Origin of the sequence: Deinococcus phoenicis (genome assembly GCF_000599865.1) — a bacterium.
Classification (GTDB): Bacteria; Deinococcota; Deinococci; order Deinococcales; family Deinococcaceae; genus Deinococcus; species Deinococcus phoenicis.
The window spans coordinates 1-20,432 of the sequence record NZ_JHAC01000006.1 but is presented as its reverse complement, the minus strand read 5'-3'; the positions used below and the strand labels follow the sequence as shown (position 1 = coordinate 20,432).

Annotated in this window: 23 protein-coding genes and 1 tRNA gene; 10 read left to right on the top strand and 14 right to left on the bottom strand. The window is 68.6% G+C overall.

The window, feature by feature from the left end; translation table 11 throughout:
* From DEIPH_RS02155 to recX, 3 genes are all read right to left on the bottom strand, one after another.
* Positions 1-502 (bottom strand): metallophosphoesterase (locus DEIPH_RS02155; protein ID WP_034353110.1); only part of this gene is annotated, 502 nt, incomplete at its 3' end.
* Between the two features lie 75 nt (positions 503-577).
* Positions 578-654, bottom strand: a tRNA-Pro gene (locus DEIPH_RS02150).
* A gap of 104 nt (positions 655-758) precedes the next feature.
* The gene (gene recX / locus DEIPH_RS02145) at positions 759-1,307 is read right to left on the bottom strand and encodes a regulatory protein RecX (protein WP_081790729.1); all 549 of its coding nucleotides are present in this window, start codon (positions 1,305-1,307) and stop codon (positions 759-761) included.
* A gap of 207 nt (positions 1,308-1,514) precedes the next feature.
* On the opposite strand from recX, the gene rpsT reads away from it, so the two are divergent.
* The gene (gene rpsT, locus DEIPH_RS02140) at positions 1,515-1,793 is read left to right on the top strand and encodes a 30S ribosomal protein S20 (RefSeq protein ID WP_034353108.1); all 279 of its coding nucleotides are present in this window, start codon (positions 1,515-1,517) and stop codon (positions 1,791-1,793) included.
* A gap of 93 nt (positions 1,794-1,886) precedes the next feature.
* Here rpsT and DEIPH_RS02135 read toward each other — a convergent pair whose 3' ends face one another.
* The 3 genes from DEIPH_RS02135 to DEIPH_RS02125 are packed head-to-tail and all read right to left on the bottom strand — an operon-like array spanning position 1,887 to position 4,109.
* A complete protein-coding gene (locus tag DEIPH_RS02135; RefSeq protein WP_034353105.1) occupies positions 1,887-2,252 on the bottom strand; it encodes a hypothetical protein in 366 nt (121 codons plus the stop codon).
* Between the two features lie 34 nt (positions 2,253-2,286).
* Positions 2,287-3,753, bottom strand: coding sequence for a MocR-like pyridoxine biosynthesis transcription factor PdxR (gene pdxR, locus DEIPH_RS02130; protein ID WP_034353102.1), 1,467 nt, complete (start codon positions 3,751-3,753; stop codon positions 2,287-2,289).
* 11 nt (positions 3,754-3,764) lie between these two features.
* Complete coding sequence (locus tag DEIPH_RS02125) at positions 3,765-4,109, bottom strand: hypothetical protein (RefSeq protein WP_051517083.1); 345 nt, start codon at positions 4,107-4,109, stop codon at positions 3,765-3,767.
* Positions 4,110-4,204: 95 nt separating this feature from the next.
* Between DEIPH_RS02125 and DEIPH_RS02120 the strand changes: the two genes are divergently transcribed.
* On the top strand, positions 4,205-5,293 hold the full coding sequence (locus DEIPH_RS02120) for a GTP pyrophosphokinase (RefSeq protein WP_034353127.1): 1,089 nt from the start codon (positions 4,205-4,207) through the stop codon (positions 5,291-5,293).
* 31 nt (positions 5,294-5,324) lie between these two features.
* Here the strand turns inward: DEIPH_RS02120 and argC are convergent, their stop codons facing one another.
* The 5 genes from argC to purB all read right to left on the bottom strand — a co-directional run bounded on the left by argC (position 5,325) and on the right by purB (position 12,234).
* Positions 5,325-6,374, bottom strand: a complete 1,050-nt coding sequence (argC, locus tag DEIPH_RS02115; protein WP_081790728.1) for an N-acetyl-gamma-glutamyl-phosphate reductase — start codon at positions 6,372-6,374, stop codon at positions 5,325-5,327.
* Positions 6,375-6,441: 67 nt separating this feature from the next.
* The gene (locus tag DEIPH_RS02110; protein WP_235183148.1) at positions 6,442-7,245 is read right to left on the bottom strand and encodes an NUDIX hydrolase; all 804 of its coding nucleotides are present in this window, start codon (positions 7,243-7,245) and stop codon (positions 6,442-6,444) included.
* Positions 7,246-7,262: 17 nt separating this feature from the next.
* Positions 7,263-9,290 carry a beta-N-acetylhexosaminidase gene (locus tag DEIPH_RS02100; protein ID WP_034353115.1) on the bottom strand — a complete coding sequence of 676 codons (2,028 nt, stop codon included), beginning with the start codon at positions 9,288-9,290 and terminating at the stop codon, positions 7,263-7,265.
* Positions 9,291-9,432: 142 nt separating this feature from the next.
* Positions 9,433-10,662, bottom strand: a complete 1,230-nt coding sequence (locus tag DEIPH_RS02095; protein ID WP_034353087.1) for an ABC transporter substrate-binding protein — start codon at positions 10,660-10,662, stop codon at positions 9,433-9,435.
* A 264-nt stretch (positions 10,663-10,926) separates the two neighbouring features.
* Positions 10,927-12,234, bottom strand: a complete 1,308-nt coding sequence (gene purB / locus DEIPH_RS02090; RefSeq protein ID WP_034353084.1) for an adenylosuccinate lyase — start codon at positions 12,232-12,234, stop codon at positions 10,927-10,929.
* A gap of 24 nt (positions 12,235-12,258) precedes the next feature.
* On the opposite strand from purB, the gene DEIPH_RS02085 reads away from it, so the two are divergent.
* Positions 12,259-12,861, top strand: a complete 603-nt coding sequence (locus tag DEIPH_RS02085; protein WP_034353080.1) for a tetratricopeptide repeat protein — start codon at positions 12,259-12,261, stop codon at positions 12,859-12,861.
* Here the strand turns inward: DEIPH_RS02085 and DEIPH_RS02080 are convergent.
* The gene (locus DEIPH_RS02080; protein ID WP_034353076.1) at positions 12,858-13,508 is read right to left on the bottom strand and encodes a hypothetical protein; all 651 of its coding nucleotides are present in this window, start codon (positions 13,506-13,508) and stop codon (positions 12,858-12,860) included. The two genes, DEIPH_RS02085 and DEIPH_RS02080, sit on opposite strands and share 4 nt — an antisense overlap.
* 45 nt (positions 13,509-13,553) lie before the next feature.
* Between DEIPH_RS02080 and DEIPH_RS02075 the strand changes: the two genes are divergently transcribed.
* Positions 13,554-14,357 carry an inositol monophosphatase family protein gene (locus tag DEIPH_RS02075; protein ID WP_034353072.1) on the top strand — a complete coding sequence of 268 codons (804 nt, stop codon included), beginning with the start codon at positions 13,554-13,556 and terminating at the stop codon, positions 14,355-14,357.
* Complete coding sequence (locus DEIPH_RS20375; RefSeq protein ID WP_162833986.1) at positions 14,358-14,534, top strand: hypothetical protein; 177 nt, start codon at positions 14,358-14,360, stop codon at positions 14,532-14,534.
* On the opposite strand, the gene DEIPH_RS02070 is transcribed toward DEIPH_RS20375, so the two are convergent.
* Complete coding sequence (locus DEIPH_RS02070; RefSeq protein ID WP_034353069.1) at positions 14,531-15,208, bottom strand: HAD family hydrolase; 678 nt, start codon at positions 15,206-15,208, stop codon at positions 14,531-14,533. The two genes, DEIPH_RS20375 and DEIPH_RS02070, sit on opposite strands and share 4 nt — an antisense overlap.
* Positions 15,209-15,309: 101 nt before the next feature.
* Between DEIPH_RS02070 and DEIPH_RS02065 the strand changes: the two genes are divergently transcribed.
* On the top strand, positions 15,310-16,107 hold the full coding sequence (locus DEIPH_RS02065; RefSeq protein ID WP_081790727.1) for an SDR family NAD(P)-dependent oxidoreductase: 798 nt from the start codon (positions 15,310-15,312) through the stop codon (positions 16,105-16,107).
* Between the two features lie 58 nt (positions 16,108-16,165).
* Here DEIPH_RS02065 and DEIPH_RS02060 read toward each other — a convergent pair whose 3' ends face one another.
* Positions 16,166-17,272, bottom strand: a complete 1,107-nt coding sequence (locus tag DEIPH_RS02060; RefSeq protein ID WP_161636020.1) for a tyrosine-type recombinase/integrase — start codon at positions 17,270-17,272, stop codon at positions 16,166-16,168.
* 615 nt (positions 17,273-17,887) lie between these two features.
* On the opposite strand from DEIPH_RS02060, the gene DEIPH_RS02055 reads away from it, so the two are divergent.
* From DEIPH_RS02055 to DEIPH_RS02045, 4 genes are all read left to right on the top strand, one after another.
* Positions 17,888-18,892: a hypothetical protein gene (locus DEIPH_RS02055; protein ID WP_034353063.1), complete on the top strand. Its 1,005-nt coding sequence runs from the start codon at positions 17,888-17,890 to the stop codon at positions 18,890-18,892.
* Positions 18,893-19,336: 444 nt separating this feature from the next.
* Positions 19,337-19,576 (top strand): excisionase family DNA-binding protein, encoded by a 240-nt coding sequence (locus tag DEIPH_RS20910; protein ID WP_081790725.1) that lies wholly within the window; start codon positions 19,337-19,339, stop codon positions 19,574-19,576.
* Positions 19,573-20,058, top strand: coding sequence for a helix-turn-helix domain-containing protein (locus DEIPH_RS02050; RefSeq protein WP_034353060.1), 486 nt, complete (start codon positions 19,573-19,575; stop codon positions 20,056-20,058). The genes DEIPH_RS20910 and DEIPH_RS02050 overlap by 4 nt, the downstream gene beginning before the upstream one ends.
* Positions 20,055-20,432: hypothetical protein (locus DEIPH_RS02045; protein ID WP_034353057.1), on the top strand; the 378-nt coding region annotated here is incomplete at its 3' end. The genes DEIPH_RS02050 and DEIPH_RS02045, both read left to right, overlap by 4 nt.

The window sequence follows — 20,432 nt, the reverse complement described above, 5'->3', positions numbered from 1 at the left end:
AGTGCAGCATCAGGATCAGGTGGTCGCCGGGCTGCCGGAGCCGCGCGGCGGCCCCCACGCTCAGGCGCAGGCGTTCGGCCTCGCGGTTCAGCAGGCGCTCGTCGTCGGCGCTGAGGGGGTCGTGGCCCGGCGTCAGCCAGCCGCGCGAACCGCACACCACCACATTTCCCACCCGCACCGCGTCGTTCTGGAGGGCGAGCATCCCGGGCGGCAGGGCCGCACGCAGCTTCCCGGCGCTCGTCCACCAGTAGTCGTGGTTACCGCGCAACAGCACCTTCGTCCCCGGCAGCGCCGCGACGGGCGCGAGGTCCGTCAGCGCGTCCGGCAGCCGCATCGCCCAGGAGAGGTCGCCGGGCAGCAACACCAGGTCGCCGGGGCGCACCTCCTCGCGCCAGCGCTCGAAGATGGCTTCCGGGTGCCCCGCCCAGTTCGGCCCGAACACCGTCATCGGCTTGGGCGTCACGGTGGCGAGGTGCAGGTCGGCAATGGCGAAGACGCGCATAGGATCACAACTCTCAGCGGGCGGAGGGCAAGACAGAAAGAGAAAGCCTCCCGCAAAAAGGGGAGGCTTCCAGCGTGGTCGGGGCGAGAGGATTCGAACCTCCGACCCCGTCGTCCCGAACGACGTGCGCTACCAGGCTGCGCTACGCCCCGCCAACCACGGCTCCAGGCGGCAGGTAAGCCTGCTTCCAGTGCGTCGGGTAGTTTACGCGGCCCCCTGGGGGGTGTCAAGCGCGCCCGCCCATCATCCCGGCCCATCACTCCAGGCCGCTGTCAACCTCGTCCAGCGCGGCCTCATCCGCCAGGTCGCTGCCCTCCGCGCGGGCGACTTCATGGATGGCCGCCCAGATCACCGCCCCCGGAAAGCCGCGCCGGGCCAGAAAGGCGTAGGCGCTCGCGCGGGGGTCGCGCTTGCGGGCGAAGCTCGGCCAGCGGCGCTCCAGCAGGGCCGCCGCGTCCGCGTGTTCCTCCTGGGGGTCGCGGGCGGCCAGAGTTTCCTCGATCAGCGCCGCCTGCACGCCCCGGCGCTTGAGGGTCTGGCGCACCCGGAAGCCGCCCACGCCCCGGCGGGTGCCCTCCGCGCGGGCCACGCCCTCGTCGTTCTGATAGCCCAGTTCCTGCACGCGGGCCAGCACCTCGGCGGCCAGCGCCTCGTCGTCGGTGCGGCGGTTCAGACGGGTCCGCAATTCGGCCTCGGTCAGCGCGCGGCCCGAGAGGGCGCGGAAGGCGTAAGCAAGCAGGTCGTCGCGCGCTTTTTGCCGCTGCTCCCGGCTCTGCTCGGGCGGGGTCTGCGTCTCCGGGTCCATCCCGCCCAGTATGCCGCTTGCGCGGGGCCGCCTCCACCCGCTACACTCTTCAGGTTGCCCACCCCGTGGTGGGTGGCCGCGCTCCCGCGAAACGTGGCGAGCGTGCGCGCCGGAGGCCCGGCGCCGTCGTGTTCCCCCACCTGAAAGTGCTGTGCCTGAAGGGGACGGGAACCGCCCCGCGACCCCGCGGGAGAAAGAGAGAATCCTATGGCCCTTCGTCACAAGTCTGCCCAGAAGCGTCACCGTCAGAGCCTCAAGCGCCGCCTGATCAACCGCAGCCGCAAGAGCACCATCAAGACCTTTACCAAAAAGGCTGTGGCTGCTGTTCAGGAAGGCGCCGAGAACGCGACCGAACTGCACCGCAAGGCCGAGAGCCTGATCGACAAGGCCGCCAAGGGCAGTACCCTGCACAAGAACACCGCCGCCCGCAAGAAGAGCCGCCTGGCCAAGGCCCTGAACAAGGCCGCCGCCGCCAAGCAGGCGTAAGCAGGCGAACCCAGAGCAGCAACCAGATAGGGCCACCTCCAGGCGGGGGGGCCCTGCTGCCGTGTTGGTGGGTGGCGTGCGCGGAGTGATGGCCTACTCGCGCGTTTCCTTGAGGTCCAGCGTGCCGGTGTAGTGGTCGAGGTCCACGATCAGGCGGTAGCTCCCGGTTTCGCCGCTGCCCAGGAGCTTGAGGGACCACTTGCCTTTCGGGCAGCTCTGCCCGGCCACCTGCGTGCCTCCCGGATCGAGCAGGCGCAGGGTGGCGCGGCCACTGGTCACGGCGCAGGTGCCCTGGACCCCCACACTCTTGCCGCCCTCGTACAGCTGGAAGGTGTACCGGTTCTGCCCCTGGGCGTTCAGCATATGGGTGGGCGTCAGGGTCACGTACCCGAGCCGCAGACCGAACGTGAAGTACAGCAGGGCCACGGCGGCGACCAGGGCAAGCATCAGGAAACGCATCGCCGTAGTGTAACGCGGCTCACGTAGGACAGGGTCAACCTGCCTGCGGGGAGGCAGGGAGAACCCGGGCCAGCCGCCCCACCCCTTCGCGCAGGCGTTCGGGGGGCAGGTGCGCGAAGGCGAGCAGCACGGCGGGCGGGCGCGGCAGCCGGGCCAGCGGTGCGGCGGGCGTGAGGGCCACCCCGGCCTGTGCGGCACGCGTCACAGCGGCCTCTTCGGACAGGCCGGGGGGCAGGGTGACGTGGACGTGCAGGCCCGCGCGGGCCGGCGTGACCCGCCACCCCGGCAGACTGGCGGCCAGAGCCGCGAGCAGGACCTCGTGGCGGTGGCGGATCGCCTGGCGGGCGCGGCGCAGGTGGCGGGCATACGCGCCGGAGGCCAGCACGTCGGCCAGGGCCAGGGCGTCCAGCGTGGCCGGGGCGCGGTCGGTGAGGGGCCGGGTGCCCGCCAGCACGCGGATCACCCGCTCGGGCGCGACCAGATAGCCGCTGCGCGTGACCGGCGCGAGGCTCTTGCTGAAAGTGCCCAGCAGGATCACCCGCTCGGGGGCGAGGCCCTGGAGGGCCGCCGGGGGCCGCGCCCCGTGATGCAGGTCGGCGGCGTAGTCGTCTTCCAGAATGAAGGCCCCCGCGCCGCGTGCCCACGCCACCACCTCCGCCTGGCGCGCGGCGGGCAGGGCCACGGTGGTCGGGTACTGCGCGCCCGGCGTGAGATACAGCAGGGTGGCCCGCCCCGGCAGGGCCGCCGGATTCAGGCCGTCCGCGTCCACCGGCACGGGGCAGAGGCTCGCGCCGGTGGCCCCCAACGCCGCCCGCGCGCCGGGGTAGGTGGGGTCCTCGGTGGCCGCCACCCGCCCTTCTTCCAGAAACACGCGGGCCAGGGCGTCCAGCGACGCCTGGGTGCCGCCCGTCAGCATCACCATCCCCGGCGTGACCCGCGCGCCCCGTTCGGCGTTCAGGTAGGCGGCGAGGGCGCGGCGCGTTTCCAGCGGTCCCAGCTCGGTGTCCACGTCCGCGAGAGAGGGCGCCTGGCCCGCCTCCCGCGCCTGCCGGGCCAGGGCCTGTGCCCACGCCCCCGCCGGATACAGGTCGGGAACCGGCTGCCCGACCCGGAAATCCACGGCGTACCCGCCGCCCGCGTCGGGCACACGGCCCGCCAGGGCGCGCGTGGCCCAGGCGCTCAGCGGCAGGGGGGTGTCGGGCGCGGCTGGGCTGCTGGGCGCCGCTGTGCGCGTCGACCCGGGCACGGCGACCCGGGTCCCGCTGCGCGGGCTGGCCTGCACGTACCCTTCGGCCCCGAGTTGCGCCAGCGCGTCCACCAGCGTGTTGCGCGACACCCCCAGCTGCGCGGCCAACGTCCGGTGTCCCGGCAGCCGGACCCCCTCCGTCAGGGTGCCTTCCAGGATCGCCTCGCGCAGGGTCCGGGCCACGCGGGCGTGGAGCGCCTCACCCGGCAGCGCGGGCCGCAGCCCCTCCAGCCGTCCTCCGAGCGGTTCGGGCATGGCCGGGGCCGCTAGCGGTTGAACTCGCGCGCCAGCCACGCCGGGTCGCCGCCCTCGGCGCTGAGGGCCTGCCCGGCCAGTTCCAGAAAGCGGTCGCGGGCGGCCTGCGCGTCGGCGGGCGTCAGGTCGTAGGCCGCCGGATCACTGAGCAGGTCGCGCAGAAACGCAAAGACCGGCGTATTCGGATGCACGGTGCCCCTGACCGTCACGGCCGTCCGCCACTTCAGGAGGTAGTCCAGCGCGTAGGGACCGGGTTCCAGCACGCAGCCGCCCGGATACGGAACGCGCTGCGGGCCGGAAAAGGTCACGGCGGGAGCAGGGGTGGGGGCGGCCTCGTTGACCGGAACGGCGCTCATGGGTACAGGATGCACCAGCGCGGGCCAATCCGAAACCTTCCCTGAACGGCGGGCCGCCGCACCTCCCCGCGTCACCCCCTATCATGCCTTTCAACATGGAAAGTGAGGCGCTGGTGCAGGCGTACCGGGACGCGCTGCCGGAGTATGAGCGGCTGCGTGACGCAGTGGTGGCGCATACCACGGGGCTGCTGGCGGGGGCGGGCCTCAACATCCACCACGTCACGGGCCGGGTCAAGCGCCCCTCCAGCCTGGCGGACAAGCTGCGGCGTAAGCCTGGCCGGTACCACACGCTGGAAGACGTGACCGATCTGGTGGGCGTGCGGGTCATCACCTACTTCGAGCGTGACGTGAACGTGGTCGCCCGGCTGACCGAAGACCACTTCGTGGTGGACTGGGACAACAGCATCGACAAGTCGCGCATGCACGACCCCGACCGCTTCGGCTATCTGGGCGTGCATTACGTGGTGCGCGCCGAACCGGACCTGGTGCCGGAGCTGCCCGGCATCCGCTACGAGGTGCAGATTCGCAGCATCCTCCAGCACGCCTGGGCCGAGATCGAGCATGACCTCGGCTACAAGAACCGGGAAGCCGTGCCGCGCGAGGTCCGCCGCCGCTTTTACCGCCTGGCGGGCCTGCTGGAAATGGCCGACGAGGAATTCATGGTCCTGCACCGGATGGCCCGCGACTACGCCGCCACCCTGCCCGCACGCATCGCGGACGACCCCGGGGCCGTGTTCATCGACGCGCAGAGCATGACGTACCTGCTCGGCACGTCCCCGGTGCATGATCTGGACAGCCGGCTGGCGGAGGCGCTGCACGTCCCGCTGCTCTCCGGCTGGCCGGATCCCGAGCGGCCCCAGCGCCTCGCCAGCCTGCTGCACTACGTCGGCGTGCATTCGGTCGGGCTGCTCCAGAAGGAACTGGCCCGCCACGAGGCCGAGGTGCAGCGGCTGGGTACGGCGCTGCTGCCTCGCCTGCGCGCCCTGTGGGAGCCTGCCGGGGGGCTGCGGCCCGGCAGCAGCGTCGTGCAGTACGCCTTGCTGCGGGCCTGCGCCAATCCTGGCCTGGACCCGCAGCAGGTGATGAGCCTGCTCGACCTGAGTGGGACGGCCACCTCTGCCCCGATGGTGCGGACGGTCCGGGAAGTCTACGCGCGCGAGATCGCGGACCCCGCAGCGAGCTGAGCCGGTTCCGCCTGCGCCGCGCCCCTGGTGCTCAGGCCGGATGCAGCCCAGCAAACTCCAGCCCCGCCGTCTCCGGCCAGCCGTGCGCGATGTTCAGGCACTGGAGGGCGTGGCCCGCCGTGCCCTTGACCAGATTGTCGATGGCGCTCATCAGGACCACCCGGCCCGTGTCCACGTCCATCTCGAAGCCCAGGTCGCAGTAGTTGGTGCCGTCGAGCAGCATGGGGTCGGGATAGCGGTGGATGCCGCGCGCGACCTTCACGATGCGGATGAAGGGTTCCGCGCCGTACACCTCGCGGTAGGCCGCCCACACGTCGCGGTCGCTGTAGCCGTCGGGAATCCAGGCCTGGACCGTGGTGAGGATGCCCCGCACGCGCAGCGTGCTGATGGCGGTGAGGTGCAGCGGAAAGCGGCCCGGCAGTTCCTGAATCGCCTCGGCGGTGTGGCGGTGCCCGACCGGCTTGTACACCCGCAGGCTGCCTGCCCGCTCGGGGTGATGGCTGGCCTCGCTGGGACTCGCGCCCGCCGCGCTGCTCCCCACCAGCCCGGTGGCGATGATGTCTTTGGGCAGCAGCACGCCCAGCTTCAGCAGCGGATACAGCGGCAGGATCACGCTGGTGGCAAAGCAGCCGGCGCAGGCGATGCGGGTGGCCCCGCGCAGCTCCTCGCGGTGCAGCTCGGGATTCCCGTAGACCCATTCGTTCAGTTTTTCGGGGGCCGGATGGTCCTCGCCGTAGTACTGCCGGTACAGGTCCAGGTCCCGCAGGCGGAAGTCGGCGGACAGGTCCACGATCACGCGCGCCTTGCCCTCGAACTCCGCGAGGCGCTTCGCGGCGCTCCCGTGGGGCAGGGCCAGCACCAGAATGTCGGCTTCTTCCAGCTCGGCGGCCTTGCGGAACTTGAGGTTGGTGCGCCCGCGCAGGTTGGGATGAATCAGCGCGGCGGGCTGCCCGGCGCTGCGCTCGCTGGTCACCTGCGTGACGTTCAGGTGCGGATGCCCCAGTGCCAGCCGCAGAAACTCGCCCCCCGCATAGCCGGAGCCGCCCACGATGGCGACGGAAAGTTGCTCGGTCCCAGTCATACGGCCCAGTACATCACAAATTGCAGGTGAGTGAGCAAGGAAGTTTGCAAATGTTAAGAAGGCGGCGTCACGGGTTGCCGTACACCTGCCGGATGACCTCGATCAGATCGCCTTTGACGGGTTCGCCCGACCCGGCCCGCCTCAGCACCTCGCCCGGCGGGAGCCATTCGCCGCCGCTGAAATCCTGCAGGTTGAGGTCGGGCGTGCCCTCGAACGGCACCTCATAGACGCGCATGAAACTGCTGAGGGCCGTGTCCAGTGGACTGAAGTTCGCTGTGACGCGCCAGCCCAGCGCGCTCACGTCCAGATTCAGTTCCTCCTGGGCCTCCCGCCCGAAGGCGGCGTTGAAGGTTTCACCCGCCACCACGTACCCGCCCACGCTGAAGTCCAGCGCTCCCGGCCAGCGGGCCTTGTGGGCGGCCCGGCGCGGAATGAACAGCTCGCCCGCCGCGTTGCGCAGGAAGGCATTCACTCCGCGCACGTGCGGCAGCCCGTCCGACTCCGAGCGCCACACCACGCCGATCACCTCGCCCGCGTCGTTCAGCAGGTCGAGGAGTTCGTCGGTGTCCGGGTCCACGGCGCGCTCTAGCAGCGTGCTGTGGTACGTGACGTGCAGGTCGGGCCGCGCCGCCCGCAGCGCTCGCCAGACCGTGTGCCCCTCGCGCTCGAAGCTGTCCCACTCGCTTTCCGCGTCCCGCAGGAAGGCGGCCCGCATGGGCAGCGGCGAGGCGGGGTCCGCCGGGTTCAGCGTCGAGTCGAGGGCGTCGGCCCAGGCCAGCAGCCGCGCGGTCAACTCCGGCGGGAGTAGCAGCGTCAGCGGGTCCACGTTCGCTCCGCGCGACCACAGCGGGAAGCAGCCGTAGTCCGCCATCAGGCGCAGCGGGCGCGTTATTTGCCGCCTCCGATCAGGGTCAGGCCGATCAGGGTGGGGTTTGCACCCTTGCCCTCGCTGATCAGGGTCACACTCTGAATCGCCACGCCGGGTTTGGGGTTCTTCCACTCCAGCACGGGCACGTTCACGTCCAGCCCGTCGCGCGTCTTGCCCGTCCAGCCGGGCGCGGCGATCATGCTGCTCGGCAGGGTATCGGTCCAGGCGCGGATGTGCCGCCCGTATTCGAGGGGCTGGTTCAGCACCGTGCCGTCGGCGTAGCGGATTTCATAGCGCCCGACCACCTCGCGGTTGGTGGGCGCGGGCCAGCCGGTCGTGTGCAGGAAGGCCAGGGCGTCGGCCTTGCGCCCCAGCTCGACCGTGGCGCGCTCGGGCAGTTCCTTGGCCGCCGCCCGGTTGCCGCGCAGCATCACCGCGCCGCGCACGTCGAAGCGGTAGTCCCCGACCCGCACGTTGCCGCTACCCAGGTTCCGCAGGTCGGTGTCCGGCCCCTTCCCGATCCAGCCCTTCTCATCGTTGTCGGTGAGGGCGCGCGTGACCAGCGGCGTGAGGTTGACGAGGCTGCCCGCCGCCTGCGCGTAGGCGTTCGGCGCGTACAGGTCGCGGTAGAGGGCATCCGCGTTCGCCACGGCCCGGCCCGCCGGATTCCAGAAGCTCGCCCCGGCCCGCACCAGCGCCACGCCCTGCTCGGCCATGCCGTCCCAGATGCTCGGGTTGCCGAAGTACCCCGACCAGCGGGTCTGGATCATGCCCAGTGCCCCGGCCTGCGCGGCGGCCCTCGCCAGGCCTTCCGCGTTGCCCGGCTCGGCCCAGGACGCGCCCAGCACCGGAAACCCCAGCGTCTTGATACGGCCCAGCGTGCCCGTGTTCGTGTCCGCCGTGTAGTTCCAGTAGGCGACCTGAATATCCTTGGGCAATTTGGCGGGCAGGCTCCCGATCACGCTGTCGGAAAAGGCCGCGTCGTGCCAGATCATCGTTCCCACGTTCTGCGCCTTGAGGAAGTCGTGCAGCCGCACGGTGTCGTCCACGAACAGGTTCTCGAAGCCTGCCGCTTTGCCGTTCGCGCGGGCCGGGAAGCGGTCGCGGTTGCGGACCTCGTCGTGGCCGATATGAATGACCTTTGGCTGGAAGACCTCGACAGCCTCGCGCAGCACCGGGAAGACGACGCGCTCGTAGGTCTGCGGATTGAGCGTGTCGTAGGCGAAGGGATTTTGCGAGTCGGGGTCCTGCACCAGGTCGAGGTTCTTGCCGCCCTGGAACATCCAGCCTACGTGGCCCAGCGTCTCAATCAGGGGGATGACCTCCAGCCCATGCTCCCGCGCGAGCCGCGCCACCCGTGCCGCCTCCGCCTTCGTCGCGCCGCCGGGATGCGCCCAGCCGCCGGCCTTCGCCACGTCCCATTGCACGTAGTCGCTCATGATCAGGACCGCGTTGTACTTGAGCTGGGCCAGCAGCGGAATCAGGCGGTCGTTGATGGCCCCGCTGTTCCCGTCCAGATACAGCATCGCCACCCGCTGCCCCAACTTGGGCGCGTCCTGAATACGGGCAAAGCGCAGGCCCTGGGGCGTGAGCAGTTGCCGCAGCGTCTGTGCGCCGTGGTACGCGCCCAGGGCGTCGGCCCCCAACACATACGCGCCCGTCTCGTCCACCCACAGCGCGTAGCCCTCGGGCGTTTCGGTATACAGGCCCGCCGCCCGCGCTTTTGCCGCCAGCGCCGCATCCGCCCGCGTGCCGATGGTGATGGGCGTCCGGCCGCCGTCGGGGAGGCTGGCCCCCAGCCGCGTCTGCCAAGTCTCGCGCAGGTCACGGGCGGCCCAGCCCAGCTCGGGAGCGTTGCCGACCACCTTCACGCCCAGGCCCGCCAGCGGCAGCGTTCCGGCAGGAAACTCCGCCCGCTGCGGCTGCGGCACGAGGTCGGCGCGGGGAGCGCTCAGGTGGGCGTCGGGGACGGGGGTAACGGCGAGGGGCGCGGCGAGGGCGGGGGAGAGGAGGAGGGCGGATAGACAAAGAGAAGCAGTCAGGCGCATGGGGTTGACCTCCAGGGGAAGGCGGGCAGGCTGCACCTGCCACCCCCTCCCCGGCCCGCTCCCATAAGGGGAGAGGGAGAAAAGACGAGGCGGCACGCGGGGCCGGTCCATCCCCGGCCGCGTGCCGCTCCTCACGACTCGCTTACAGGCTCGCGTTCCACGCCTTCACGATGTCGTCCAGCGCCTGCTTGGCGCTTTTTTGCCCGGCCATCGCCGACTCGATGTTGTCCTTGAAGACCTTGTTCAGCTTGGACGCGTCGGGGTAGACCAGCGTGAGGTCGCGGGCCTTTTTCAGCTCGGTCGAGCTGACCAGCTTGCCCTGGTCGATGGCGCCCGCGCCGCCCTGCTTGAAGAACTTGTCGGTGCTGGCCTTGACCGTGCTGGGGAAGGTGGTCTTGGTGACGCGCGAGAACTGAAGCTGGTTCACGTCGTTCGTCAGGAACAGCGCGAGCTTCTGCGCCAGCGCCTTGTCCTTGACGCCTTTGGGCACCGTGAAGCCCATCAGCGGCGTGTGAATCACGTTCCCCGCGAGGTTGATGGGGTACGGCGCGACCTTCGTCACGTCGTAGATGGCCTTGTTGTCGTTCGCCACGCGCAGGATGAACTGCGGCCCGGTGATCAGCATGCCCAGCTTGCCCGCCGAGTACAGCTCGGTCGCGGCGGTAAAGCCCCGGCGCATGGTGTCTTCGGGGATGTAGCCCTTCTTGTAGAGGTCCACGTAGCCCTGGAGCAGCTTGACGTGTTCGGGGCTGTTGAACACCGCCTTGCCGCCCTTCTTGTCGAAGATGGGCAGGCCCGCTTCCTGAAACAGCACCAGCATGTTCAGGTTGTTGATGTTGGGCATGAAGCCGTACAGCCCGGTCTTGTCCTTGATCTGCCGGGCAGCCGCGATCATGGTCTGGAGGGTGCGCGGCGGGTTGTTGGGGTCCAGGCCCGCCTTGCGGAAGATCTCGGTGTTGTAGGCCACGACCTTGGGTGCCCAGTACCACGGCAGGCCCATCACCTTGCCGTCGAAGGTGAAGGTGTTAAGCGGCGAGGCAAAATATACCTTCTTCTGCGCGTCGGTCAGCGTCAGGGGTTCCAGCGCGCCCTGGTCTACCATCTTCACGACCATGTCGGAGGCGAGGTTGACGGCGGCAGGCGGGCGGCCCGAGGCGATGGCAGCCAGCAGCTTCTGCTCGATGGCGGAGGCGGGTACGTCCACCCACTTCAGGTCCACGTTCGGGTTTTCCTTCTCGAACTGCGCCACCAGTCGGTTCATCTCGTCGTTGAACAGGGGTGCGAGGGCAATCGTCCAGAACTCCATCTGTGTCTTCTGGGCGCTGGCGCTGCCCAGAGTCAGCAGGGCGGCGGCAATCAGGAACTTCTTCATGGGAACTCCTTGAGGCGGGGTTGAGGATGTGGTCTGAACTGTAGCGTGACGAAGCTGAAGCCGTCTGAGAGGTGGGCGGCTCCGTCTCATGCAGGGGACCGGCCTGCTTATACGGATTCCGTCCAATTCCTGAACAGTCGGGAGAGCACCGCCTGTTCATCCATCTCCCGAAATCCGCCCTTGTTCCTTCTCCCTCTGCTGCGCAGCTCTACGAGTCTGGTCGGATTTCCGGGTGTTTTCAACACCCTTCAATCGGAATCAGTATTACAGCCCGAAGCGGGCGTAGATGTCGTCCACGTGCCGCAGGTACCACTGGAGGTCGAAGGCGGCGTCCAGTTCCGCGTCGCTCAGCGGGTTGTCCGCGTCGGCTTTCAGCAGGTCGCGCAGGCCCTCGCCGGTCTCCCAGCTTCGCAGGGCATTGCGCTGCACCAGGTCGTAGGCGGCCTCGCGGCTCAGGCCCTTCTCGTCGATCAGGGCGTGCAGCACGCGCTGGCTGAAGACCAGGCCGCCCAGGTCGTTGAGGTTGCGCAGCATCCGCTCGGGGAACACCACCAGGTCACGCAGCACACCCGTCAGGCGGCGGGTGGCATAGCTCGCGGCGGCGGTCGCGTCGGGCAGAATCACGCGCTCGGCGCTGGAGTGGCTGATATCGCGCTCGTGCCACAGGGCCACGTTTTCCAGCCCTGTTACCAGAAAGCCGCGCAGCAGCCGCGCGAAGCCCGTCACGTTCTCGGTCAGGATGGGGTTCTTCTTGTGCGGCATCGAACTGCTGCCGGTCTGCCCCTTGCCGAACGGCTCCATCGCCTCGCGCACCTCGCTGCGTTGGAGGTGGCGAATCTCGACCGCGATTTTTTCCAGCGTGGTGCCCAGAATCGCCAGCGCAGACAGCACCTCAGCGTGACGGTCGCGGGCCAGCGTCTGGTTGGTGACGGGCGCGGCCTGCCAGCCCCAGGCGGCGGCCACCTCCTCCTCGATGCGGGGCGAGACGTGCGCGTAGGTGCCGACCGACCCCGACAGCATCACCACCCGGATACGGGCGCGGGCGGCAGAGAGCCTTTCCAGGTCGCGGTCCAGCGTCGCCATCCAGTTCAGGAACTTCAGGCCGAAGGTCATCGGCTCGGCGTGGATGCCGTGGGTGCGGCCCACCGTGGGCGTGTGCTTGTGCGCGGCGGCCTGCGTGCGGCACACCTCGCGCAGCGCCCGCACGTCCGCCTCGATGAGGCCCAGCGCCTCGTCCAGCAGCAGGTTCTGGGCGGTGTCCACCACATCCGTACTCGTCAGCCCGTGGTGAATAAAGCGGGCCTCCTCGCCGTACCGCTCGGTGAGGGCGCGGGTAAAGGCCACGATGTCGTGACGGGTGACGGCTTCAATCTCGGCCACCTTCTGCGCGAAGGCGTCGTCGAGCGGGTCGGCCTTCGCCCGCTCGGTCAACACGTCGAAGGCCTCCCGGGGCACCTCGCCATGCCGGGCCTGCGCCTCCATCGCGGCGAGTTCCACCCGCAGCCAGGCGCGGTACTTGCTGGCCTCGCTCCACAGCACCTTCATCTCGGGGGTCAGGTAACGGTCAATCACGGCGGGCAGCTTATCCTGTTTCCCATGCTCGGAGACGTATGGCAGGCCATCGACGAGGCCCGGTTCGCGGAGGCGCGGGCGCTGCTGGAGGCCGACCCCGCCCTTCTCGCCTCGGACCCCGGCCAGATGGCGCTGGGGTACGCCCTGGCGCACGAGGGGCAGTTTGGCGGGGCGCGGGAGGTCTACGGGAGGCTCCGCAATACCCACGCGGGCCAGCCCTGGGAACACGTCCCGCTGCACCAGCTCGGCATGGTCGAGCGCCTGGCTGGGGACCCCGCCGCTGCCCTACGCCTCTTTGACGAGGAACGCGCGCTGATCGAGCGGCTCCCGGAGGTCGACCGCGCCTTCAAACGAGCCGTAAACGGCTACGAGCTGGGCGTGAACCGGCTCGCGCTGGGTCAGGTCGCGGAAGCCCGCGCCACACTGGCCGCTGCCCTGGCCGACGCCCAGCAGGCCGACGACCCGCTGACGCTGGGCTGCGTTCACCGGGCGCTGGGCGATATGGCCGCGCAGACGGGCGACCCGGACGGCGCGCGGGCAGAATACGAACAGGCCGCGACATTGTTTGAGGAAGCAGGCGACGAGTGGGCAGCAGCGGAGGCGCGGGCGAGGCGAGAGGCTCTCTAACCCCTGCCCCTGACGCCCACCCACAGCACCCGCGCGCCGGGCATTTTCAGGGCGTCCTGTGGCAGGTACAGATTCCACAATCCATTGAAGGGCACCACGTCCGGCAGGCCCAGCGCACGTTGCAGGGCGTTCTGATAGGTGGAACAGTCCAGCCCGCCGTCCACGTCCAGCAGGCCAGCGACCCGGTACGGTGTGCCCCGGAGCCGCTCGGCCTCCGCGCGCAGGGTGGGAAGCTGCTCCTCGCGCACGCCCACGTCCAGCACGATGACCACGTCGCGGGATTCCAGCCGGGCGAGGGGAATGGTCTGGACGCCGCCCCGCAGCAGGCCGCCCCCCGTGGGGCCAGGGGCCTCGGTCAGCAGGTCCGGCGCGAGCTTGCGCGAGACGTGGGTGCACAGGCCCCAGGGCCGCGTGAGTTGCCAGCGTGCCCCGCACGCCACGATCAGGCTGCCGACCGGGGCGCGTTCCACCGCCTCCTGCACGCTGACGAGGCGGCCCGCCGGCACGAGTTGTTCGGTCAGCAGTCTCGCCGCCGCCGGCTCGCTGCCGGGGGGCCCCTCCCGGAACTGCACCTGACGGACGCCGCCCGGAACACACGAGCAGAGGGACAGGGCCAGCAGCAGCGGGGCGAGGGCGGACCGGAACATGGACCTATTGTGCCTCCCGGGCCGCGACTCCACTACACTCCGCGCATGACCGACCTTCAGCAGGCGCTCACGGTGGCGGTGGAGGCTGCCCGCACGGCGGGAGCGATTCACCTCGCCCACCTGGGAAAGGCCCATCAGGTGCGGAGCAAATCCACCTTCAGCGACCTCGTGACCGAGGTGGACGCGCTGGCCGAGGCCGCCATCCGCCGCGTGATTGCCGACACCTTTCCGGAACACGCCGTGCTGGGCGAGGAGGAGGGGCTGGGTGGGGCCGCCGACGCCTGGTTTCGCTGGATCGTGGACCCGCTCGACGGTACCGTGAACTACGCCCACGGCTTTCCGGTCTTCTGCGCCTCGGTCGCGCTGGAGGTGGGGGGAGAGCGCGTAGTCGGGGCAGTCTTCGACCCCAACCGTCAGGAACTGTTCACGGCCACACGCGGCGGCGGAGCCTTCCTGAACGGGCAGTCCCTCCGCGTGAGTGCCACGCCGACCCTGACCACGCCCGCCCTGGTGTCCACCGGCTTTCCCTACGACGCCAGCGGCGGGCGCAATCTGCGGCTGGTGGAGCGGTTGTTGCGGCTGGGCGTGCCGGTCCGCCGTCCCGGTGCCGCCGCGCTCGACCTGTGCAACGTGGCCTGCGGGCGAATGGACGCCTACTGGGAAATCGGCCTGAAGCCCTGGGACAGCGCGGCGGGCAGCCTGATCGTGCAGGAGGCGGGCGGCACCGTCACCGATGCCCAGGGCCAGCCTGGCCCCTACGGCGCGATGCTCATCGCCACCAACGGCCACCTCCACGCCGAACTCCTGGCGCTGCTGCACGAGGCCGCGCCACCAGCAGAGGAGGCCTGAATGCTGCCCGGCCTGCTGGTCACACTGCTGGTCCTGCTGAATCTCGGGGGCCTAGCCTCGATCCTGCTCCAGTTCGGCCACGGCGATTGGCTGCCGGGCCTCGGCTCGCTGGCGCTGGTGGTCCTGCTCGACGCGCTCGGCTTCTGGCTGCTGCGTGAACTGCGGGAGAACGGTTAGACGGTCGCCTTTTCCAGCGCTTCCAGCAATGCCTGCGGGTCGTCGAGCACGGGCGCGTGTTTCTCCAGGTCCGTGTCGCCGCCGCAGCGCAGCAGGATGCAGGGAACGTCGGCCTTAGCGGCGGCCTCGGCGTCATAAGGGGTGTCGCCCACCATCAGGGCCGCCTCGGCGGGCACCCCGAGCTTCTTCAGCCCGACCTGGATCAGATCGGGGGCGGGCTTGCTGCTCTCCACCTCGCTGCTGCTCACGCGGTCGAGGTTCAGGTCGGCCAGGCCCGCCTGTTTCAGCAGGGCGTCCACGACCTCCGCCTCGCCGCTGGTCGCCAGGACCACCCGCAGCCCGCGCGCCCGCAGGCCTTCCACCAGCGCCCGTGCGCCGCGCGTGGCGTGCAGCTCCGGAATCAGCGGCTTGAAGTGCTTCAGCCAGCCGTCCGTGAGCCGCTGGCCCACCTCGCTCTCGCTGCCTTTGCCGGTCAGCCGGGGAATCATCTGGTCGCCGCCCATCCCGATCAGGGGGCGCACCTCCCCGACGGTCTTCTCGAAGCCCTCGTCGCGCAGGGCCTCCACCCAGGCGCGGGCGTGGGCGTCGTTGGAGTCGATCAGCGTGCCGTCCACGTCCAGCAGCACGCCGCGCAGGCGGTCGGGGTTCAGGGCGGCTTCCAGGCTGGGGGTCATCCAGTCAGGCTACTGGCCCCGGTCCGCCAGGCTGGCCGGGCGACCTTGAGCCGGTCTTCACCCGCTCGCTTCACCGCCATGCCGGGACGCACACTGCGGACATGACGCGCAAGGGCAAGGTCAGCAGGCTCCCGCCGGACCCTCCCGCCACCCCGGGGCAGCACGGAACGGTGGTCGTCACGGGTGCGGCGCGGGGGATCGGACGCGCCATCGCGGAACTGTACGCCGGGCGCGGCCACACGGTGCTCGGGGTGGACCTCAACCTGCCTCCCGCCCTGCGCGGCCAGGCACGGGTGAAAGCCGACGTGGGGACGGCGGCGGGCCGCGAGCGCATTTTGCGGGTGGCCCGTGACCTCGGTACCGTGGGTATCCTGGTCAACAATGCCGCCTATCAGGAGGCGCACGGCAGCGTCCTGGAGGTCAGCGAACGTGGCTGGAGCCGCACCCTGGCCGTGAACCTCACCGCGCCGCTGCTGCTCACGCGCGCCCTGGTCGAGCTGATGCCGCCCGGCAGCGCGGTCGTGAACGTCGCCAGCGTACAGGGCCTTTTTGCCGAGCAGGGCAACGCCGCCTATAACGCCAGCAAGGGCGGGCTGGTGAACCTCACCCGCGCGGCGGCCCTCGACCTCGCGCCGCGCGGCATCCGCGTGAATGCCGTCGCCCCCGGGGCCATCGCCACCGAGGCCGTGTTGCAGGCCATCCGCGAGAGCCAGGACCCGCAGCAGACCCGGCGCGACTACGAGGACCTCCACGCCCTGCGCCGCCTCGGGGAACCGCGTGAGGTCGCGCAGGCGGTGTATTTCCTGGGCAGCCCCGAGGCCAGCTTCCTGACCGGCGCGATTCTCCCGGTCGACGGCGGGATGACGGCCAGTTTCATGATGGCGGGGCGGCCGGTCTAATTTTCGCGCCAGTACGTGGAAAAGTCCATCCCATCATCCCAAATCCCGACAAGTTCCCCTAATCCAATTTCAGGGTCAGGTCTTCCAGCTCGTGAGGCAGAACGTGTCGGTACGTATCGAGCGTGACACTGATTCGAGAGTGACCCAGGTGCTTGCTCACGGCGGCCAGGTCTCGCCCCTGCGACAAGAGGATGCTGGCCGCCGAGTGACGCAACCCGTGGACGTTCAGCCTCGGGACGCTTGCCGCGTCACAGATTCGGTCCCTGTACCTCTTGACGGCGTCAGGACGGTACGGGGTGCCTCTCAGGGTGAAAAAGACATACTGCGGCTTGCCCACCCATCCCGGCAACCGGGCCGCGTGTTCCTCCTCGGCGCGCTGAGCCTGGGAGCGCAGTAGGTCAAGGGCAGCCCCCGAGACCCGCAAGGTTCGTACGCCCGAACGGCTCTTCGGTGCCGACTCGTACACCCCGCCCGAGTCCCCGGCGGAGCGCGTAGCTTTGATGGAGACAAGCCCCTTGTCGAGGTCCACGCTGTCCCATCGCAGCGCCAGAACCTCCCCGATGCGCGCGCCGGTCAGGAGAGCGAACGCCAGCGGACCACCACCCCGGTCAGCAAGAGAGGCTTTGAGGAAGGCGCTGGCCTGTTCCTCGGAGAACGCCTTCACTTCGCGCGGCTTACGTGACCTGTCGGCCTTTGTAGCGTTGATTGTCATGTTCAGGAGTGGGTTGTATGGAATTAGCCCGTCCTGTACAGCGAGGTTCAGGGCGCCCCTCATGGCGGTGTGAATCTGCCGAATTGTGGCCCGGCTGTACGTCTCGCCCAGGTCCGCATACCACCCACGCACGGCCTGGAGGGTCACGTTACGAAGTTTGACGCCTTCCCAGCGAGGAATGACATTCCGTCTGACGACCCCGCTGTACCTCCGCCGGGCGCCCTCGCTGACAGCGAGCTGCCCTTCCCAGGCCCTCACGAACTCTGTGAAGTTGCTCGTGGCGTCAGTGACGCCCACCCGGTTGAACTCTGCAATCAGTTCCCTGAGCCTAGTCCGGGCCTGTGCTTCGGTTCCCGTAAACATCCGGCTCACCACCTTGGAGGGCTGCCCAGGGGGACGGGCGGTGAACCGAAGCTCCCAGGCCCCCTTCCCCTTACCCAGGTCTACTTTCATTCGCAGAGACCCTTCACCACGATGCCCGCGCTGCCTCTGCCCCGCCATCATGCTTGCCATGCCCCTAGCTTCACACCGCACCTTGAATTGGTCAATGAGGACGGGGGGCAACCATCGCCTAGTCGTGTTGCGTGGAGTGTGCATAAACGCGGCATTCGTGCGAGGTACGTTGTAACCACTGAAGTAGTTGCATTCCAAATCGTCCGATGCCCCTCTCTACACGGAGTAACCCTCGTTGTTGTCCCACATGCAAATCCACTGACCCAAACCAGATTCAGCGAGGGAAAAACCTGCTGCATCCCTGGCCTGCTCGGAACGAGTTCTCGGTTTGCACTACCCGCGCTCCGGTCTGCTTTGAGGGAGGAGGACTACTTGAAGTTGTTACCCAGAGAGTTACGAAAAGTAAGATAAAGTTGAGACTGGCAAAGAGCGAATTGGGAAAAGTGCGGCCCTGACGCATCCCTTGATGATTCGTCCCCGGTTGAGATACTACTATCGTTCTACAAACCAGGGTATTATGTCAATAACGTAATCAACCATTTCTCACTTCGTTTGATTCGGTAAACAGAGAGGTCACAATCCGTTTTTCAAGGTCGCCCTTACGCTGGAAACGTAATGGCTGACCTCGACCCCCACCCTAATGCGGCCCTGCCCACCTGGGCAGCCTCCGCGCGTGTGGTCGAGGCCCCCGATGAGCTGGACCTGTGGCAGGCTCACCACCCGGCCCGAGCTGGCCGCTTGCCCGGCGCTGTGAATCCATACAACACCAACGCGCGCCCCCCCATCGAGGCATATCTCGATGAGCTGGAGGCCGCGCGTGGTGTCCTGGCATTCCTCACTCTCAAGCCCCTGCACGGCACAGCGCCGCGCACTTGGGCGGCCACTTCGGACCTGGCGGATGAGCTGGTGGAAGGGCTGGAGGTGTCCGCTTACTACGTGGGCCACCTGGGTGGTGTGAGGCGGGACCGCTCCCCCCACGCTCATCCTGCCCTGGGTCTCATGGACCTGCCCGCCTGCTGTCCTATCTGTGGCGGGGGCTGGCAGCGCCACGAACACGTGAGCCACCACGGGGAGCTGCTGAAGGGCTGGGTATGCCCGGCTGGGTGCGGGCACTGGCGAGTCATCCGCGATAAAGCCGCTGTGGCCGCCTACATGGCCGGGCCAGCCGACCCGCACGCCCACAGCAAGGCTGAGTCGGTGCGCCGGGCAGCGGCCAACAAGCGCCTACGCGAAGTGCAGGAGCTGGGCAGGCGGCCCATCATGCGCGGCTGGAAGGGCCGCGCTGCTGCTGCCCCCGTGCCCCACTCGGCACCGACCGCCCTCGCGCTGCTGCTGCCCCAGGTGGCCGCAGAGCTGACCCAGCTCCTGCTTCCCGTTCTGCTGGGCCTGGAGAGTGAGAGGCCCGTTGAAACCTCACCGCACCCTGCTCCCTCGCTCGCCCTCGTACTGCGCGTAGTCCAGGCCCAAATTGAGGCCGACCTGGCGAAGTTGGAGAAGCTGTCCGCCGGGAAGGCGAGGAAGGCCCCTCGATGCCCCATCCCGCGCTTCCTCCCTTTGCGCTGCCCCGCGCCCCGTCCTGGGCTGCCTGAGAGGCCGCGCGAGGCTCCCCGAATAGGTTAGGGGGCGTGCCCGCTTTTCGCCCGGTCGCACGCCCCCTCCCCGCTCAAACTGTTGCCCTGCTCTGGCTGGTATCCCGAACCCGCCGAACGCAGCATAGCGCAGGATTATGAAATAGGCGAACCACCTGCGGAATAATACGTTCTGAGCAGAGCATCCTAGGAGACCCAACTTAGACCATCCGCGCTGTATGTCCTCTTTCCCTCCCCAGCCCCGCCCACTGCCCCCCTCGGCAGGTGGGCTTTCCCCCTATCCCCCCAGCAGAGGCAGAAGCGAATCAGGAAGGCCCCACCACCCCCTGCGTACCCACCAGCCCAGCGCAGCCGTGCAATCACATAACGTCTGACCACGTACACCTGTAGTAACCAGTGTCCAATCACGTCGGCTAGCCTAATTCCACGGTCCCCTTTCTGTTCCTCTCCTCCAGTTACGGGGACCGAAAACCTTATGACCAACACTAACACCGCAAGAAAAGAGAAGGCTTGGCTTTCTGTAACCGAGGCCGCAGAACACATGAACATTACCTCGGAACACATCCGCGAAGCCGTCCGCAAAGGCAAGCTGAGGGCGCTCAACGTTTCCGCCGGGGAGCGGCCCCTATATCGAATCAAACTCACTGACCTGGAAAACTGGAGGGCCGCCGATGAGCAATCTAGTCCGCAGCATTGCGTCGGAGGCCAGAGGTGAGCCGCCCCAGCGAAACCCTCCGGCGGAACCTGATTCGGCGGGCGACCAGGATGCACGCCGAGGGTAAGAACAAGAGTGAAATTGCTCAGGCACTCGGGGTGAATTGGTCTACCGTCCACCGTTGGTTAAAGAATGGTGAGCTAGAGACACCGGCGGACGCGCCCACGAATCTGCGGTTTTCCACGCCGCCTAACCTCGACACGCCCGATGGCATCAGCTTTGCGGGCATATCAGCCGCCGGATACCGTTCCCTGTGGTACGCGACCAAACGCCATCTTGACCTCTACCTCGAAACCGTGGAGAACCCTGACCCGAAGGCGCTGAGGGACTGGATTGACGCCCTGCTGAAACTCTCCCGCCCTGTCGAGGCCCATGAGGCGAAGGCCAAACCCGAACTCACCCTCGATGAACAGCAGCAGGCCGCCGAACTTCGGGAGCGTCAGCAGCGGATGTGGGACCTCTACCAAGGCTTGGACGCATGAGCAAGGTCGCTGATTACGGCTGGGACATCGTCGCAGGCCGCCGGGGGCCACTGGTCACCACGCCCGGGTGGTGTCTGTCGTTTGCCCGCACGGTCACCGACCACGCCCTGGGTATCTCGACCTACGCGCACGGGAATATCCCTGACAACCCGCGCGACCCCGTCCACGTCGCCCCCCGCTGGGTGGCCGCCGGGCTGGGCGTGCCGGAGGCGATGCCGGGGGACATGTTGATGCAGGAGCGCGAACAGCCGGTGGGTCAGGGGCACGTCGTGCTTTACCTCGGCCTGATGCCGGGGGATACCAGCGGAACGAAGTACGTGCTGGAAAACACCACCGCCCGGCGTGGACGGGTCATCTCGGGGGGCGTGAAGCTC